General features: G+C 42.0%; 16 protein-coding genes. 3 read left to right on the top strand and 13 right to left on the bottom strand.

Annotated elements, in window-relative coordinates; translation table 11 throughout:
* Positions 1 to 275: 275 nt before the first annotated feature.
* Positions 276 to 521 (top strand): DUF4235 domain-containing protein, encoded by a 246-nt coding sequence (locus MSC25_RS14680; protein ID WP_004587585.1) that lies wholly within the window; start codon positions 276 to 278, stop codon positions 519 to 521.
* Positions 522 to 610: 89 nt separating this feature from the next.
* Here the strand turns inward: MSC25_RS14680 and MSC25_RS14675 are convergent, their stop codons facing one another.
* Entirely contained in the window at positions 611 to 1,105 is a 495-nt protein-coding gene (locus MSC25_RS14675; protein WP_054982822.1) for a hypothetical protein, read from the bottom strand.
* 212 nt (positions 1,106 to 1,317) lie between these two features.
* On the bottom strand, positions 1,318 to 2,550 hold the full coding sequence (locus tag MSC25_RS14670; protein ID WP_096740152.1) for a cytochrome C: 1,233 nt from the start codon (positions 2,548 to 2,550) through the stop codon (positions 1,318 to 1,320).
* Between the two features lie 321 nt (positions 2,551 to 2,871).
* Here MSC25_RS14670 and MSC25_RS14665 point away from each other — a divergent pair, with 321 nt between their 5' ends.
* A complete protein-coding gene (locus MSC25_RS14665) occupies positions 2,872 to 3,180 on the top strand; it encodes a hypothetical protein (RefSeq protein WP_096740153.1) in 309 nt (102 codons plus the stop codon).
* An 87-nt stretch (positions 3,181 to 3,267) separates the two neighbouring features.
* On the opposite strand, the gene MSC25_RS14660 is transcribed toward MSC25_RS14665, so the two are convergent.
* From MSC25_RS14660 to MSC25_RS14635, 6 genes are all read right to left on the bottom strand, one after another.
* A complete protein-coding gene (locus MSC25_RS14660; RefSeq protein WP_024033271.1) occupies positions 3,268 to 4,428 on the bottom strand; it encodes a lipase family protein in 1,161 nt (386 codons plus the stop codon).
* 18 nt (positions 4,429 to 4,446) lie between these two features.
* Complete coding sequence (locus tag MSC25_RS14655) at positions 4,447 to 4,989, bottom strand: DUF6795 domain-containing protein (RefSeq protein WP_131679649.1); 543 nt, start codon at positions 4,987 to 4,989, stop codon at positions 4,447 to 4,449.
* A 469-nt stretch (positions 4,990 to 5,458) separates the two neighbouring features.
* Positions 5,459 to 8,350: an aminomethyl-transferring glycine dehydrogenase gene (gene gcvP / locus MSC25_RS14650; protein WP_096042288.1), complete on the bottom strand. Its 2,892-nt coding sequence runs from the start codon at positions 8,348 to 8,350 to the stop codon at positions 5,459 to 5,461.
* Positions 8,351 to 8,504: 154 nt separating this feature from the next.
* Positions 8,505 to 8,894, bottom strand: coding sequence for a glycine cleavage system protein GcvH (gene gcvH, locus MSC25_RS14645; protein WP_004587592.1), 390 nt, complete (start codon positions 8,892 to 8,894; stop codon positions 8,505 to 8,507).
* A 72-nt stretch (positions 8,895 to 8,966) separates the two neighbouring features.
* Positions 8,967 to 10,049: a glycine cleavage system aminomethyltransferase GcvT gene (gcvT, locus tag MSC25_RS14640; protein WP_004587593.1), complete on the bottom strand. Its 1,083-nt coding sequence runs from the start codon at positions 10,047 to 10,049 to the stop codon at positions 8,967 to 8,969.
* 98 nt (positions 10,050 to 10,147) lie between these two features.
* A complete protein-coding gene (locus tag MSC25_RS14635; protein WP_096740154.1) occupies positions 10,148 to 10,747 on the bottom strand; it encodes a hypothetical protein in 600 nt (199 codons plus the stop codon).
* Between the two features lie 126 nt (positions 10,748 to 10,873).
* Here MSC25_RS14635 and MSC25_RS14630 point away from each other — a divergent pair, with 126 nt between their 5' ends.
* Positions 10,874 to 11,722 (top strand): LysR family transcriptional regulator, encoded by an 849-nt coding sequence (locus MSC25_RS14630; protein ID WP_029772013.1) that lies wholly within the window; start codon positions 10,874 to 10,876, stop codon positions 11,720 to 11,722.
* Between the two features lie 198 nt (positions 11,723 to 11,920).
* Here MSC25_RS14630 and rlmB read toward each other — a convergent pair whose 3' ends face one another.
* The 5 genes from rlmB to MSC25_RS14605 all read right to left on the bottom strand — a co-directional run bounded on the left by rlmB (position 11,921) and on the right by MSC25_RS14605 (position 17,190).
* On the bottom strand, positions 11,921 to 12,664 hold the full coding sequence (gene rlmB, locus MSC25_RS14625) for a 23S rRNA (guanosine(2251)-2'-O)-methyltransferase RlmB (RefSeq protein ID WP_024033280.1): 744 nt from the start codon (positions 12,662 to 12,664) through the stop codon (positions 11,921 to 11,923).
* Positions 12,661 to 15,162 carry a ribonuclease R gene (gene rnr / locus MSC25_RS14620; RefSeq protein WP_096740155.1) on the bottom strand — a complete coding sequence of 834 codons (2,502 nt, stop codon included), beginning with the start codon at positions 15,160 to 15,162 and terminating at the stop codon, positions 12,661 to 12,663. The genes rlmB and rnr overlap by 4 nt, the downstream gene beginning before the upstream one ends.
* 146 nt (positions 15,163 to 15,308) lie before the next feature.
* Positions 15,309 to 15,923 (bottom strand): response regulator transcription factor, encoded by a 615-nt coding sequence (locus MSC25_RS14615; protein WP_029772010.1) that lies wholly within the window; start codon positions 15,921 to 15,923, stop codon positions 15,309 to 15,311.
* A 2-nt stretch (positions 15,924 to 15,925) separates the two neighbouring features.
* Entirely contained in the window at positions 15,926 to 17,023 is a 1,098-nt protein-coding gene (locus MSC25_RS14610) for a histidine kinase (RefSeq protein WP_096740156.1), read from the bottom strand.
* Positions 17,020 to 17,190, bottom strand: coding sequence for a hypothetical protein (locus tag MSC25_RS14605; RefSeq protein WP_024033282.1), 171 nt, complete (start codon positions 17,188 to 17,190; stop codon positions 17,020 to 17,022). The genes MSC25_RS14610 and MSC25_RS14605 overlap by 4 nt, the downstream gene beginning before the upstream one ends.
* Positions 17,191 to 17,311: the final 121 nt, after the last annotated feature.

The following is a 17,311-nucleotide window of genomic DNA, read 5'->3' as shown; positions in this document are numbered from 1 at the left end:
ATGACAACTTTACAGGCTTAACACGCTCACCCGCCTAATACTAAGTACCGCTCAAAACGGGTAAAAAACAGCTTAAACACTCAATAGTGCATTTACGAATACCGCGCTAAGCCAATAGCACAGCGCGTTTAATCAAAATACGCGGCACATGCACACGCTAAAATAAACCATGCTCACCACGCCTGCTGCGCTATCGGTATACTAATTGCTGAACATACTAGTGTTATTAAACGGGTTATAGATGACCCTATCGCTATTAAACAATCGAGGGAATTATGAGTAACAAGCAACTAATTAAAACACTAGGTATAGGCCTAGCCGCCGCATCAGCTGGCATGCTAACCAGAAAAAGTTTACAAAAATCGTGGGAAAAGGTAACCAACGAGCCCGCCCCAAAAGACAAGCCGAGCGAGCATACAGATCTTAAAGAAGCCGTTACATGGGCGGTGGTATCTGGCATTGGTGCAGGCGTGGCAAGAATGGCCGTACATTATGTGCTCGACAAACGTAAATCTAAGTAAGCCAATAGCTACTCAAGTACAACGTAAAAAAAGCATAAAAAAAGGTGAAACTAAGTTTCACCTTTTTTATTACTTTAAACTAATTAGCTTTACGCGGTAGACACACTACTCGCGCCTGCATTTTTAAGTATTTCTTCAATCGCGCTTTTGTTATCGCTGTTGTACTTAACACCAATTAATATAGAGCCTTTTTCAATGGCGTCTTCGTAAAATTTAACTTCGTGCTCAGGAATAAACGCACCAATAGCAGCGCCTAAACTTCCGCCAACGGCAGCACCTGCACCGCCGGCGGCAAATGCAGCCACTAAAGGGCCAGCTACTAATAAACCTGTACCACCGGTTGCCACGGTACCTACGGCAGTAAAACCGCCAACAATTGCAGCAATAATACCTCCAGACGCTGCACCAACAATGCCGCCTTCAGCCGCTTTGGTTCCCTCGTCTAAGGCAAAGTCTTCCTTTGCGTATGAGTCATTGGCAACAATGCTTATATCAGCTTCATTAATACCTAATGCTTCTAATCTATAAATAGCCAGTGTTGCTTGTGATGCGCTTTCAAATAACCCAGTAATAACCGTGCTCATAATAACTCCTTTATTTATTTAAAAAATACAGCTATTACTAAGCAAAACCTAAACCACTTAAATTATTATTACTAATCAATAAGTTAAAGAACAAACCCAAACTACTGCTTTCATTTACACAGTAAATATTGCTAACCGTTGTAAAAAACTCCTACCACATAAATAAATACACTAACGCTTAGCGGCTCTATATAACGCGTTAATAAACTCAATTACTTAGACCAAGTAATTTCGGCTAATTGATTAGTAGCCGTTTGATGAATAATTAAGCCGTTATTGCCCATACGCATGTGCCTAATTAAGCCAGAGTAAACCCCTTCTTTACTCGGAATTTGCCAGCTTTGCATGGTTTGAGTTTTTAAATCAAACCTAACCAGCGTTTCGGGGCGCTTAGCCGACTCATTAAACCAAATAGCATTATCGGCATATTCAATGGCATACGGGTGGCTGTTTTCGCCGCTGGGGTTATCCCACTGCGTTATTTTACCGTTTTTGGGGTTATAGCGTCCAAGTTTACCCATGCCAGAGTTTACATAAAACACCATATCATCAGGCGTAATAGCAAGGCGCCTAGTATGTGTTTTAGCACCTGGGAGTTTTATTTCGCTAAGCTCCATGGTGTTTTTATCAACTTTAACCAAACAGTTACTGCCATTACACGACACCCACGGCGTCCCGTTTGAATCAAGCTTTATACCATAAGGCCGCGAGCCTTTAGTGGGTAAAGTAGCAAGTTTAATATCACCGCTTTTAGGGTTTAGCCTGCCAATCATGTTGCTGTGCTGCAGGGTAAACCAAAATATACCCGCATCATCAAACACGCCTGTATGCGGGTCACGGGCGTTTTTATCAGGCATTTTATACACTTTAAATTTTTCGGTTTTTAAATCTAAATACCCAACCGTGCCATTTTTATTACCTAAAAACCAAGGGGTTTGGTTTTTATCAAGCGATACACTGTGCGCATACGTACCACTTGGCAACGTGTACTCTTTCATTTCACCGGTTTTAGGGTTTAACCTACCTAAAATATTGCCCCACTGGCCAACCCACCAAATAAGCCCGTTTTTACCTTGCACAGGGTCGCGAGCGCGTTGCCCAAGCGTAGGCACTTGCCAGTATTTAAAGCTAAGTTTTAAATCGCCTTTAACCACCGTTGACTCGCGCTTAGTGTTAACAGGGTAATGCTTAGCTAAATACGCGCTAATATCTTTACTAAGCGCAGTACCCTCGCCGGTATCAACCATATAGCTTATGAGTGTTTGCCAATCCGCTTGGCTATAACCCGCACTGCGCTCAAGGTTGTTTAAACTATGGCAACTGGCACAAAGCTGCTCAACTAATACCCCAGGCTCGTTACTCAATACAGGTAACGGCGCAGCTAAAGCCCCTAGCGCAACCATTGCAGCAAAGTGTTTATTAAATAAAAATAGATTTTTACGCATAACGCCCTCCCTTTTTTAATATTAAAGCATAGGGCGAAAGTGTTTACTATATGAGCACTTTTAGCTTTTAGCTTTTAGCTTTTAGCTTTTAGCTTTTAGCTTTTAGCTTTTAGCTTTTAGCTTTTAGCTTTTAGCAGAATAGCGTCGTTTTTATTTTCGGTGTGAAAATCGTTATTTTTTGTAGGGGTAATAGTAATTCAATTAGTTTTGAGCTGGGTTTCGCTTCGCTCAAACCAACCTACGGTTGTTGCATAGCTACAAGCTTGCGTATAATGCCCGCACTCTGGCTGTATCTATTAGCCGCTAATTTGGATTTTAATAATGAAAAAACTCTCTGCAGTGCAAGTAAAACAACAAGCACTTGTGCTTAACGTTGCCGATAAAATAGAAGCGCAAGGTCGCGAAGAAATCCCTGGTATGTTGCAGTGCTGGTTTGATGTGGAATATCACTTATTTCCAAGTTCACTACTGCTTTGTTTTCAGTTCGAAAACGAACAAGCTTTAGCAGCCGCAGAGCCTGATTTATTAAAATGGCAAAAACGCTTAAGCGCCGCAATGCTTAAAAAAGGCGTGATTTTAAAAGATATGCGTAAACATTTAGTGTTTACCTTAAAAGGCCCTGACGATTAAATAAGGGCAATAAAATTGCCCTTATTTGCAATTAAAATAACAAAAAATCTTGTCTTCTTTTCTATTTACAGCCTTCTCGGTTTTTATTTAAACCATCAAATGAGCTGTATGACTTGCTAATTCAATTGAAAATTTAGCCAGCTGAGAAAGTTTAATAAGCATTTTTTTTAAAATAGTACGGATGCCACGGTAACTAAAATCTATAAGTTTACTTGCTGGTAAACCACAGAAAACATACATATGACCTACTATACCTTTTACCTCTGCAGCATAAGCTCGCGAGGTTTCAACTTCGTTAGCTAAATAAGACGCAATGGCATCGTAAACAGTTAACAAACCTGTAACACTAACTTGTAGTGCGCTAAGCGCACCTATCTTATTTAAAAAATCAAGAAGTGCTGCACCTATTTTCCTAGCCCAAAGGGCAGTGAAACTAGCTTGATGACGTTTTTCAAATTCAAGACGTGTGGCTTCTTGGTGGCGTAGTTCAAATCCCTTTTGTATATCTTCAAAAGTTCTATATTTTGATGCCGTATTCAAATACCCCGGTGTTGGATCAGACATACTATGCGCACCTGGTGATATTGAAGGGGATGAATTTAAAATATATTCATAAGTAGTGTGTACAAAAGGCCATACAGGCACCATTGGTACAGGATCACCAGCATGTACACAGCGGTAAACCCCTTGTAAAGCATTTTGTGTATGAATTGAAAAATTTAATAGTCCGACTCGCGGAGCCCCGAAAGTATAGAGTTTAACAGGTACTTTGAAGCGTTGCTTCAACCAGTTAGCAGCTAAATTAGCTAATGCACCACCTAAACTATGGCCAACAACATGAACGGGAGCAGTAGGATTATTAGAAAAATACTGCTCTAACTGTGATTTAAGCGAGTTAAATGTTTGATTGAATCCTGCGTGTACACTTTGGTTATTGGGACCAGTGGAAATACCACAATGTAAATCAGTAATACAATCGCGCATTTTTGCTGTGCCTCTAAGCGCTAGTACATACTGCCCCTTATACGCGTTCGTTTTCCCTTTAGCAATACAACCAAACGGAGTACGATGACGAAGTACTCTTTCTAGAATAGAACCGCTTATGCCTTTTACTGGATCGCTATCAAAATCAAAGTGTCTAGACAAAGCTCCATAATAAGCGGAGCCCTCGACACCATCAGTTGTGTCAGTTGAATATGATATTGCAGCAAACCTAGCTGCTAATGAAGGAGTTAAAACTTGCATCATAATTATTTCCTTATATTTTTATTTAACTTTATCACTAGTAAGATTTAGGTGTTTATCAACATCAATAACTTCAAAATCTTTATCCCAACGACAAATTGAAGTCCCCTCTAAACTCATTTCTTCTCGACTACTAGAAAAGCTAAATAAAATAGCCTCATTAGTTATATCAGCGTTAAGAGAACTTAATTTACTGGTAAATTCATTAATAGGATTTTTCCCTATTAATGTTGCTCGCCAAATAATAAATTTTTTTCTATTAATGGTGGTGGTAATGTATTGGTTAGTAAATATTTCTTTGAATGGTACGCTGGGTTCATCAGAACGAATCGTTTTTTCAGGAAACCTAAAACTGCCATCGGGATCTGTATAAACAAAATCTCTACGTGGCTTACCATCTGAGAAGCTAAGACTACGTAAAATCAATTGATTGCCAATTGGCTCACCGTTATTCTTTAAACACCCGAATACTTCAGGAGATAGATGTACTTTGTGCGCACCAAATTGATCAAAAAAGGGCTGAATTTTCGCGCTGAAGCTTTGAATTTTGTCAATGATTGACACAATAACCTCTTGAAATATGATTGTTTTTGGAGGAATAATGTGTAATTTATTATGAAGATTACCCACAGTCCTTGTCGATATTAAAATATTTTATCGGGTATTAAATAATATGCAATTAATTTTTCAGCTGCTCATTGGTAAAATAATATAAATTGAAATTTCGAACTGGCTTAATTGAGCTGAACACTTTAATAATAGACAACGTCGCAATATTAGGAGAAAAGGATCAAATCAAGACTTCACACATGAAATTATTAGGCAATCTTTCAAGTTGTAGTTTGATTTTACCATCTTCAGTTATTAACTTATTTAATAACTACCCTGCTATTTGGGCTTCGCCAAAACGACAGTAAGCTGTGTATCTAAAGCGCTTAAACACAAAAAAGCCGTTACATGGCTGCAACGGCTTTTATAATTTTGATAAATTCCCAAACTATAATGGAACTTACTACCCATTAAAGTTCAAAAATTAGTCGCGATAAGTCTCAACCGCTGGGCATGAACAAACTAAGTTACGGTCGCCGTATACGTCATCTATTCGTGTAACGGTTGGCCAGAACTTGTCTTTAGCTACCGAAGGCACTGGGAATGCAGCGTAAAAACGGTCGTACGCGCGGTCCCATTCGTTACCAAGTACGTCTGCTTGTGTGTGCGGTGCAAACACGAGCGGGTTGTTTTCGATTGACCATTCGCCAGAGATTACTTTGTCGATTTCGCCTTTGATTGACACCATAGCTTCGATAAAGCGGTCTATCTCGCCTTTTGACTCAGATTCAGTTGGCTCAATCATTAACGTGCCCGCTACTGGGAACGACATGGTAGGTGAATGGAAGCCGTAATCTTGCAAGCGCTTAGCTACGTCCATTTCAGTAATGCCTGATTGCTCTTTAAGTGGGCGTAGGTCAACAATACATTCGTGCGCAACGCGGTTGTTACGGCCACGGTATAAAATTGGGAAGTGCTGGCTTAACTCGTGCGTTAAGTAGTTAGCATTCACAATCGCCATTTCGGTGGCTTGTTTTAAGCCCTCTGAGCCCATCATGGTAATGTAAGCCCATGAAATAGGTAAAATAGCGGCTGAGCCGTAAGGCGCTGCTGATACTGCACCGTTGTTAATGTTTGTGCCCGGTACGTTAATTACGCTGTGGTTTGGCATAAATGGCGCAAGGTGCGATTTAACACCAATTGGGCCTACACCTGGGCCGCCGCCGCCGTGTGGAATACAAAACGTTTTATGCAAGTTTAAGTGCGATACGTCTGAGCCAATAAAGCCTGGGCTTGTTACGCCTACTTGCGCGTTCATGTTTGCGCCGTCCATGTAAACTTGGCCGCCGTGCTCGTGCACAATGTCACAAATTTCGCGAATGGTTTCTTCGTAAACGCCGTGTGTAGATGGGTATGTGATCATAATGCACGATAAGTTTTCAGACACTTCTTCAGCTTTCGCTTTTAGGTCGGCCATGTCTACGTTACCGTTTTTATCGCAATCAACCACTACAATTTTCATGCTGGCCATTTGCGCAGATGCAGGGTTAGTACCGTGCGCTGAACTTGGAATTAAACATACGTTACGGTGTGCATCGCCGCGTGACTCGTGGTATTTACGAATAGCAATTAAGCCTGCGTATTCACCTTGTGCGCCAGAGTTTGGCTGTAGTGAAACCGCATCGTACCCAGTAATGTTAACTAGCCAGTCGTGCAGCTCGTTAATCATTATTTGGTAACCTTCGGCCTGATCGAGCGGGCAGAATGGGTGCAAGTTTGCAAATTCAGGCCATGTAATTGGGATCATCTCAGCGGTCGCGTTTAGTTTCATGGTACATGAACCTAGCGAGATCATTGAGTGGTTAAGCGCTAAATCTTTGTTTTCTAGTCGCTTAATGTAGCGAAGCATGTCTGTTTCGCTGTGGTAGCTGTTAAAGTTTGGATGCGTTAATACTTCGTCATCACGTACTAAACTAGCTGGAATAGAGTCGCTACCGTTTGCTTCAATATCGGCTGCAATACTATCTACGCTTAGGCCATGGCCTTCACCTAGTACAATATCAAATAGCTCAGCTACATCGGCGCGGGTGGTGGTTTCTGAAACCGAAATTGAGTATTCGCCGTCGTGGTTTGTGGCAAAGTTAACGCCTTTGGCAAGAGCACGTGCTATTACGTCATCTTTGCTGTCGCTCACTACTGTTAGCGTATCAAACCAGGTGCTGTGTTTAAGTGCTACACCTTTAGCTTTTAGGCCTGCAGCTAAAATATCAGCAAAGCGATGTATACGCTGCGCGATAGTTTTTAAGCCTTGTGGGCCGTGGTACACCGCGTAAAACGCGGCCATGTTGGCAAGTAGTACCTGCGCTGTACAAATATTTGAGTTGGCTTTGTCGCGGCGAATGTGTTGTTCGCGCGTTTGCATGGCCATACGGAGTGCGTCGTTACCTAAACGGTCTTTAGATACACCAATAATACGCCCTGGTAATGAACGTTTGTAAGCATCACGCGTTGCAAAAAATGCAGCGTGTGGTCCGCCGTAACCCATAGGTACACCAAAACGCTGAGCCGAACCAAGTACTACGTCGGCACCTAATTTACCCGGTGCTTTTAGTAGTAATAAGCTCATAATGTCGGCAGCAACACAGGCAATGGCCTTTTTGCTTTGTACGCCAGCAATTAGGTCGGTTATATCGACTACTTCACCTGTTGTAGATGGGTATTGGAAAAGTGCGCCAAAAATGTCGTGGTTAACGGCATCTTCTGCTTTACCTACAATTATTTCAAAACCAAACTGCTCAGCACGGGTGCTTACTACGTCGATTGTTTGTGTGTGTACGTCGTCGGCAATAAAAAAGGCATTGGCTTTTTTAGCTTTAGATACGCGTTTTGCAAGGCCCATAGCCTCAGCAGCAGCGGTTGATTCGTCAAGCAACGAGGCACTTGCTAAATCTAGGCCTGTTAAATCTAGGGTCATAGTTTGAAAATTTAATAACGACTCTAAACGCCCTTGCGCAATTTCTGGCTGGTATGGCGTGTACGCAGTATACCAACCTGGGTTTTCTAGTACGTTACGTAAAATTACGTGCGGTACGTGCGTTGGGTGGTAGCCTTGGCCAATGTACGATTTGAAAACTTTATTTTTGCTTGCTACCGATTTTAAGTAGCTTAGTGTTTCAACTTCAGTACGGCTTTCGCCAACTGTTAATGGCTGCGCTAAGCGAATGCTTGCAGGTACAGTTTGGTCGATCAGCTCTTGCACACTTGATACTTCTAAAGCACTTAGCATATCGCTTACTTGTGCCGGGCTTGGCCCAATGTGGCGGCGAATAAAATCTTGCTTTTGCTCTAACTGTTCAAGAGATTTGGCGTTTGACATGCGTCTAGATTCCTATGATCCTAAATACTAACGGGTAATTAGTATTGATTAAAATATGTGATGATTTAATAACGTACTGTGTATGGGAAGTAGGCCGTTAAATCATAAAAGCCCCAAAAACAGTGAATGGGGCTTTTGTCATCTACTTAGAGTATTACTCTTCGTCGATTGTGTTAGCGTAGTCTTCTGCGCTAAGTAGGTTTTCAAGCTCTGACTCGTCAGTTGCTTTAATGCGGAATAACCAGCCGTCACCGTATGGGTCGTTGTTAACCGTTTCTGGTGCGTCTTCTAGCTCTTCGTTAATCGCTACAATTTCGCCGCCAACTGGTGCGTAAATGTCTGATGCAGCTTTAACCGACTCTGCTACTGCACAATCTTCGCCCGCATCTACTGCATCGCCTACTTCTGGTAGTTCTACAAATACCATGTCGCCAAGCAGCTCTTGCGCATGCTCAGAAATACCCACAGTAAATGTACCGTCACCTTCGTTGCGAACCCACTCGTGAGAAGAGGCGTATTTTAAATCGCTAGGGATATTGCTCATTATTTTGTTCCTTTGGTTTAGATTGGGAGGATACCAATCACAATAATTATTGTGATTGGTATAACCAAATTTTTAAATGATTGATTTGCCGTTACGTACAAAGCTAGGCTTTACTACTTTAACGTTAACTAATTTTTTGCGCATTTCTACTTGGGCTGTATCCCCTGTTGAACGCGGTACACGTGCAAGGGCTACACTAAAACCAAGTGTTGGTGAGAAAGTACCTGAGGTAATTACCCCTTCACCACCTTCAACAATTACTTTTGAGCCGCTACGCAATACGCCTTTTTCTTCAAGCACTAAACCAACAAGTTTATGGGTGCTTTTTTCGGCGCGTTGCTTAACAAGTACGTCACGACCAATAAAGTCACGATCTTCTGGTTCCCATGCAATGGTCCATGCCATGTTAGCTGCAAGTGGCGATACGCTTTCGTCCATATCTAGGCCGTAAAGGTTCATACCTGCTTCTAAGCGTAGCGTGTCGCGTGCACCTAAACCGGCTGGCGCTACACCTGCATCTAGCAGTTGTTGCCATAAATCGGCTGCTTGCTCGTTCGGTACTACTATTTCGTAACCGTCTTCGCCAGTATAACCCGTTGTGGCAATAAATAAATCACCTACTTGTACACCAAAAAATGGCTTCATGCCTTCAACGGCTGCTTGTTGCTCGGCATTTAAAAGAGTGGCTGTTTTTGCTTTTGCATTAGGGCCTTGTACTGCAATCATTGCAAACTCTGGGCGCTCAGTTACGGTTACTGTAAAGTCGGCAGATACTTTAGCTAAGTGAGCTAAATCTTTTTCGCGGGTGGCAGAATTTACCACTAAGCGATAAAACGTTTCGCTAAAGTAGTAAATAATTAAATCGTCGATTACGCCGCCTTGCTCGTTAAGCATGCCAGTGTAAAGCGCTTTACCTGGTACGGTTAATTTTGCTACGTCGTTTGCTACTAATTTACGTAAAAATGCTTTTGCTTGTTCGCCTTCAATATCAACAATGGTCATGTGTGATACGTCAAACATACCTGCATCGGTACGCACTGCATTGTGTTCTTCTATTTGTGAGCCGTAGTTGATTGGCATTTCCCAGCCATGAAAATCAACCATTTTTGCGCCTGCTTCAAGGTGCTTAGCATGTAGTACAGTTTTAGAAGTCATAACATTCCTTCACTTTTAAATTAACCCTGTGCGGGCGTGGCTTAAATAGATTTAACTAAACAGGCAAACACGGTTATGTTTACCGGTTATTTTATGTATTAGGCAGCTTCGTTTTGCATTAGGGCAAAACCTTGTGCTTGTAAGTGGTGTTGCCATTTTTGTAGTTCTTGTTGCTTGGCTACTAACACAAAGTGCTGTTCGTCGTTTTTATCTATGGCGGTAATAAATACTTCGCCGCTTTGCGCGCCATAACATAGTTGTGGGTTTGATAAACGCAGCCCTGGCGTTAATTTAAATGCGCTAATTAAGGTATCAAATGCGTTTGCTCCACACAGCGCAAGGGTTGCAAGGTCGCTACGTAGTACATAATCAATATCAAAACGAAGTTGCTGCTCGTTTATCAGTGCTTGTAATTGCAAGCTTGCGCTGTGCGGTAATACAAATCTAAATGCGGTTTCGCTAAAGTAATAAACGGCAAAGCTGTAATCAGAATTTAAATCGCCATCAAGCGTGCCTTTTAGGCCTAAACCGCTGGCTGTAAGCTTTGTGAGATCTAACCCTAAAATAGTGCTTAAAAATATACTGGTTTCACTGCCACTAAAATCCATTACAACGAGGTTGTTATTTGCTTGCACGGCATTGGTAACTGCACTTGCAGCATTGCTGTGGCGGGCAAACATTATTGGGTTAAAAGTCATAACAAACACCTGTGTATTTTTGATACCAAAAGTATATTGCGCCACTGTGACAACAACAAATTGTAATTATTTATCAATTGATAAATAATACTTATATATGTAGCTATATAAATTGTAATTTTAAATATGAAAAACATATCAACCGACAGTTTGCGTACCTTTGTAATGGTTGTTGAGGTAGGTGGATTTGCAAAAGCCGGCGACCTTCTGGGGTTATCGCAACCTGCGGTAAGCTTGCAAATTAAACGCCTTGAAGATTTACTCGGTTATAAATTATTTAAAAAGCAGGGCCAGCGCCAAGTGCTTAATCAGTACGGTGAGCTACTTTTGCCTATGGCAAAACAAATGATGCAGTATAACGATGCTATTTTGCAGCAGTTCACCTCAGAAAGCATAACCGGTAAAGTGCGCTTGGGTATTCCTAGCGAATTTGCAGCACGTATTTTACCCTCTATTATTGGTGATTTTGTCTCGCTTTATCCTGAGGTATCGCTGGAGGTTAAATCGCGCTTAAGTAAACATTTACTGTCAGCCTCAAGGCAAGATCAATTTGATCTTGTTTTAGCACTTAACGAGCGCCTTAATTCAGACAAGTTCCCTATTTTTATGCAAGACGAGCTAGTATGGGTGGGCGACCTAGCACAGGCAAAAAATGAGGTAGTAACCTTAGTCACCGCACCCGAGGGCTGTATTTATAGGCGCCGCGCTACAGATGCACTTAAAAGTGCCAATATCAAATACCGTATTGTTTACAGCAATGCCGATTTAACCGGCCTTATTGCCGCTTTAAAAGAAGGCTTGGGTATTACTGTACTGGCTAAAAGTACGGTGCCAAGCGATCTTAATTTTCAGGCGCAAAGTAAATATTTACCAGCTCTTGGTAGCATAGGTATTAGCTTAATAAAAAGCGGTGGGGAGTCGGAGCATGCAGTAGACAAACTCGCTGAGTTTATCGCATTACGTTTAGGCTATTAGTGCGCGTTGGCGATTTGCTTAACCTGTAAAATTACAAACTACGCTACATAAAAAACGCCGAGGTTAAAATAACCTCGGCGTTTTGTAAGCTAAATTTGGCGCTAACTAAATCCCTTATTTAAACGATTAAATAACGAATTTTGTCTATCGACACGCTTAGCTGCCTAAAAATAAATATATTAATTAAGCAACTGGATATTAGTTATTTACGTTACGTTGGCGTAGCACTTCAAATAAACAAATACCGGTGGCTACCGATACATTTAAGCTAGAAACACTTCCTGCCATCGGAATTTTAACTAACACGTCGCAATGCTCACGCGTTAAACGGCGCATGCCCTCGCCCTCTGCTCCCATTACTATTGCCATTGGCCCAGTAAGGTTTGCATCAAACACGTGGGTGTCTGTTTCACCTGCGGTGCCCACAACCCATACGCCTGCGTCTTTAATTTCGCGAAGCGTACGCGCCAGGTTTGTTACCTGAATAAGCGGTACAGTTTCGGCTGCGCCACAGGCTACTTTACGTGCTGTGCCGTTAAGCTTGGCCGACTTATCTTTAGGTACAATTATAGCGTGTACACCTGCTGCATCTGCGCTACGTAGGCAGGCACCTAAATTGTGTGGATCGGTTATGCCATCTAGTACTAATAAAAACGGCGTGTCTTCGCGAGCAATGATCTCATCTAAATCTTTTTCGTTGTAAACACGCGCAGCTTTTACATTGGCAATAATGCCTTGGTGCTGTTCATCGTTTGCTTTGTTATCTAGCGCTTTTCGCTGCATAAATTGTACAGAAATACCAAATTTACGTGCTTCATTAATAATCGGGGTTAAGCGCTTATCATCACGACCTTTAAGGGCATAAATTTCTAAAAAACGCTCTGGCTCTTTTGCTAAAATTGCTTCAACAGAGTGAAAGCCAAAAATTAATTCATTACTCACGTATTGTTTGCTCCTGGGCTATTACGTTTACGGGCATTTTTGCCTGGTCTTTTAGGCTTTTTAACTGCCTTTTTTTTCGGTTTTTTCTTAGCGGTGGTTTCAGCGGCTTTTTTACCGGCTGGCTTTGCGCCAGACTTACCCGCTGGTTTGCCTTTACTTTTACTGGCTGGTTTTTTACCAGCTTTGGGTTTTTCATCGCCTGATGTGTTTTTTCCAGGGATTTTACCCGCTTTAAGCTGCGATCTTACACTTGCTGGTGCATGGCTTGATTTACCGCGCCCTGCTCCTTTAGCTGAGCCACGGCGACGCGCGTATCTATCTTGAGCTACATCACCACTGAGCGTTAAATTTATACGGCGCTCATCTAAACTTACCGAAGCAACTTGTACCGTTACTTTATCGCCAAGGCGGTAAACGGTATGTGTATGCTCGCCAATTAGGGTGTGTTTTGCACCATCATGATGGAAGTATTCATCACCTAAGTTAGTAACATGGATCAGGCCATCAATTTGTAAGTCGTCTAGGCGTACAAATAAACCAAAGTTAGTAACGGATGAAATAACCCCGTTAAACTCATCACCCACGTGGTCTTGCATAAACTCACATTTAAGCCAGTCGGCAACTTCACGGGTTGCGTCGTCTGCGCGGCGCTCGGTGGTTGAACACTGCTCGCCTAGTTGGTCTACTTCATCATCGGTGTAAGCGTATGCGCCCGATGTTTGCTGACCTTGTGCTTTTATTACCGCTTTAATTGCACGGTGTACCACTAAATCAGGGTAACGGCGAATCGGTGAGGTAAAGTGTGCATACGCAGGCAGCGCTAAGCCAAAGTGGCCTATGTTGTCTGGCTGATAAACCGCTTGCTTCATTGAACGAAGTAGCATGGTTTGAATAAGCTCGGCCTCTGGGCGGTCGCCTAAACGGGCTAACACTTGGGTAATTTCTTTCGGTGTTGGCTCATCGCTTAATGTGCTTTGAATGCCAAGCTCACTTAAAAACTGAGTAAAGTTACCTAGTTTTTCTTGATCTGGCTCATCGTGCACACGGTAAAGCGCGCTGGCTTCGTGTTTTTCTAATAATTTAGCCGCCGATACGTTGGCTAAAATCATACATTCTTCAATCAGTTTGTGCGCGTCGTTACGAACAACCGGCACAATTGATTCTATTTTACGGTGTGCGTTAAATACAAAACGCGTTTCGAGCGTTTCAAACTCAATAGCACCACGGGTTTGGCGCGCCGACTTAAGCGCCATATACATTTGCTGTAAGTCAGTTAAATGTGGCACAACGGGTGCGTATTCTTCGCGTAGTTTTTCATCGCCTTGTAAAATGGCATTTACTTTGGTGTAGGTTAAACGCGCATGCGAGTTCATCACCGCTTCGTAAAACTTATAACCCGAAAGCTTACCAGCGTCTGATACCGTCATTTCGGCCACCATACAAAGGCGGTCTACTTTAGGGTTAAGCGAACATAAACCGTTCGACAACACTTTTGGCAGCATTGGAATTACTTGCTCAGGAAAGTACACTGAGTTACCGCGAGCAATCGCTTCTTTATTTAGCGGCGTGTTCATACCTACATAATGCGATACATCGGCAATGGCTACCCATAAGCGCCAGCCGCCAGATTTTTTACGCTCACAATATACGGCATCATCAAAGTCGCGGGCGTCTTCACCATCTATGGTGACCAGTGGCAGGTCGCGTAAATCTACACGGCCTTGTTTGTCGGCTTCATCAACAAATTCACCTAAATGAGCAACTTGTTCTTCCACTTCTTCTGGCCAAACATGAGGAATATCGTGATTGCGCAGTGCCACTTCAATTTCCATACCTGGCGCTAAATGCTCGCCCAGTACGTCAATAATTTTACCTACCGCGTTCATGTTACGGCTAGGGTTTTGAGTGATTTGCACTTGCACCATTTGGTTATGACGCGCGCCGTTTTCACTGCCTGGCAGAATAATAATATCTTGGGTAATACGTGGGTCTTCGGCTACCACAACTGCAATACCATGCTCAACAAAGTAACGCCCTACAATAGGTGCGCGCTCGTTGGTAAGTACTTTAATTATGCGGGCATCACATTTTGAGCCTGAGCCACGTTTTGTGCCTTTAGCAAGTACGATGTCGCCGTGCAGCACCATGTTCATTTGATGCTTGGCTATAAACCAATCTTTGCTCTCGCCTTCAACTTCTAAAAAGCCAAAACCGTCTCTGTGGCCAATTACTTTGCCTTTGGTTAAACCGGCTTCGTCAATTAGGGCGTAACATTTAAACTTATTAAAATACAATTGGCCATCGCGCTCCATGGCACGAAGGCGGCGCTTAAATGCAATTTGGCGTTCGGTATCGTTTACAGCTAATTCATCACAAAGTTGCGTGAAGTTAGCAGGTTTTGAACGCTCTTGAAGGTGAGTAAGTATAAACTCACGACTAGGGACTGGGTTTTCGTACTTTTCTTGTTCTCGGCTGAGATTTGGATCTTGGTTTGACATTCACTATCTTGTTAGTTGGTTATGTAGGTATTTTAACCCATATACGTAAAATGAGACAGGTAAAAGCGTATGAAACTTTTAATAAACCGCTTTAATAAGTAAAACATACGCTTAATGGCCTTAATCAGCACTTAATATAAGCGCGATTATAACCAGCCTTTTTGCTTTGCAATACGCGCTGCATCTACGCGGTTAGTGGCATTGAGTTTTGCGATAGCATCGGATAAATAATTACGTGTTGTGCCTTCGCTTATAAACAGCTGTTTGGCTATCTCGCTTGTTTTTAAGCCATCGCTTGCAAGCTTAAGTGCTTTGCGCTCTTTATCGGTGAGCGGGTCGGCATCGTCAAGCGCGTTAATGGCAAGCTCTGGGTCTATAACCTTTTGCCCTTGCATTACCTTTTTAAGTGCATTGATAAGCTCATCACTTGGCGCTTCTTTTAAAATGAAACCTTTAACGCCTAGGGCGAGCGAGCGCCTAATATAACCAGCTCGCGAAAACGTGGTCATAATAACCATTTTAATGGTTGGGAACGTGGCCGCTATTTGCTCACTTAGCTCTATACCGCTCATGTGTGGCATTTCAATATCGGTTAAAATTATGTCTGGCAATGCCTCATCGGCCAGTGCTTTTATTGCATTAAGGGCATCTTGGCCGTTACTCGCCTGGCCTATCACTTCAATATTAAAATCAAGGCTTAACAATGCCCCTACAGCGTCACGCACTAGCGCTTGATCTTCCACTAAATATACTTTGATCATTGTTAATCCTTAGCTGAAATTGGCAGCATTACGTTTAAAGTAAACTTCTCGCCACAGGTAAACGCGGCATGGCCATTAAGTTGCTCTGCACGCTCTTTAATACCATTTAAACCGTTACCTGCGTTTAACGTGCTGCAAGGTGCGTTATCAACCACACTTATATGCAGCTGATGCTGTGTTTGCTCTATATTTATTTCGGCGTTTTTATTACTGCTATGGCGTAATAAATTAGTTACCGCTTCTTTAATTATAAGCCCTGCGATCCCTTCTACTTTAGGAGGCAAGGTATTTAATACAACATTAAAGTTAACGTTAAAGTCTTGCTCTATTAGCCTTTGCTTAAGCTGGGCTATTTGGCTTATTAAATTAAGTTGTTTTAAATCGCTTACGGCGTTTCTTACATCGCTAAGTAACTGCCTTGCTAAATCTGCTACTTGTGCTATTTCGTTATTGGCTTGTTCGTAGCGCTCTCCTTGATTTAGCTTATTAGCAAGCTCAGCTTTTAAAGCAATAGATGATAGTGAGTGGCCTAAAATATCGTGTAGGTCGCGCGCTATTCGTTCGCGCTCAGCAATAGCAGCTAATTGCTCTAATTGGTTAGCGCTTTCTTGTTCGCGCTTTTTATGCAGGCGCTCTTTTTGTGTTGCAATGCCAAAAGCCAGCAGCGCTCCTGAAATTAATAAAGTGCCGGCTAAAAAGTATTTTATGTTTGCTATATCTGCCAAATAGGCGCTTAACGCAACCGTAAATATAAGGCTAAAAACGGCATATAATCTGCTTTTTTTAGCGTATGACTCACCAGCTATAAACGCGATAAAACCAAATAATGTAGAGGTCCCGGTGGTATAAAATGTGGCGCTAAAACACACCACTAACATAATAACAAACAGCGTTGTTATACGCTTTGTTTCACAGTGCATGGCTTTTATGTAAAGCAAAATAAATACAATATAAAACGCCACGCTCATTACAATGGTATTGACTGGCAAGTTAGATAGATTAAATAGAGTCGGAAGCAAATAAAACCCAGTAAAAATTAAAGGTGCGTATTCCCAAAACTTTTTATTACTGGGCTTTGAAAGCGTATTTGTTGTACTCATGCCAGTGCCCCTAGTTCATTGTTATTGCTTATAACATTATTTTTATTAATAAATATAAATAACACAAAAATACTAATGAGTATAAAGTAATCATTTATTGAAACACTAAAGCTAAGTGATTCTAAAAACTCGCTAATAGCGAGACTTATTAAAATTAACGTATTCATAGCCACCTCCCATTAAGATAAGTTAACTATGCCAAAGCCAAAAAATAATAAGAGTGTGAAATGTCATTAACTTTGCTGACATTTGTCATGTTTTAAAAATTTCATCCTGTGAGTTCGCACC

It is taken from the genome of Pseudoalteromonas sp. 1CM17D (assembly GCF_023161805.1).
Classification (GTDB): Bacteria; Pseudomonadota; Gammaproteobacteria; order Enterobacterales; family Alteromonadaceae; genus Pseudoalteromonas; species Pseudoalteromonas atlantica.
This window is presented reverse-complemented; position numbering and strand designations above follow the sequence as displayed.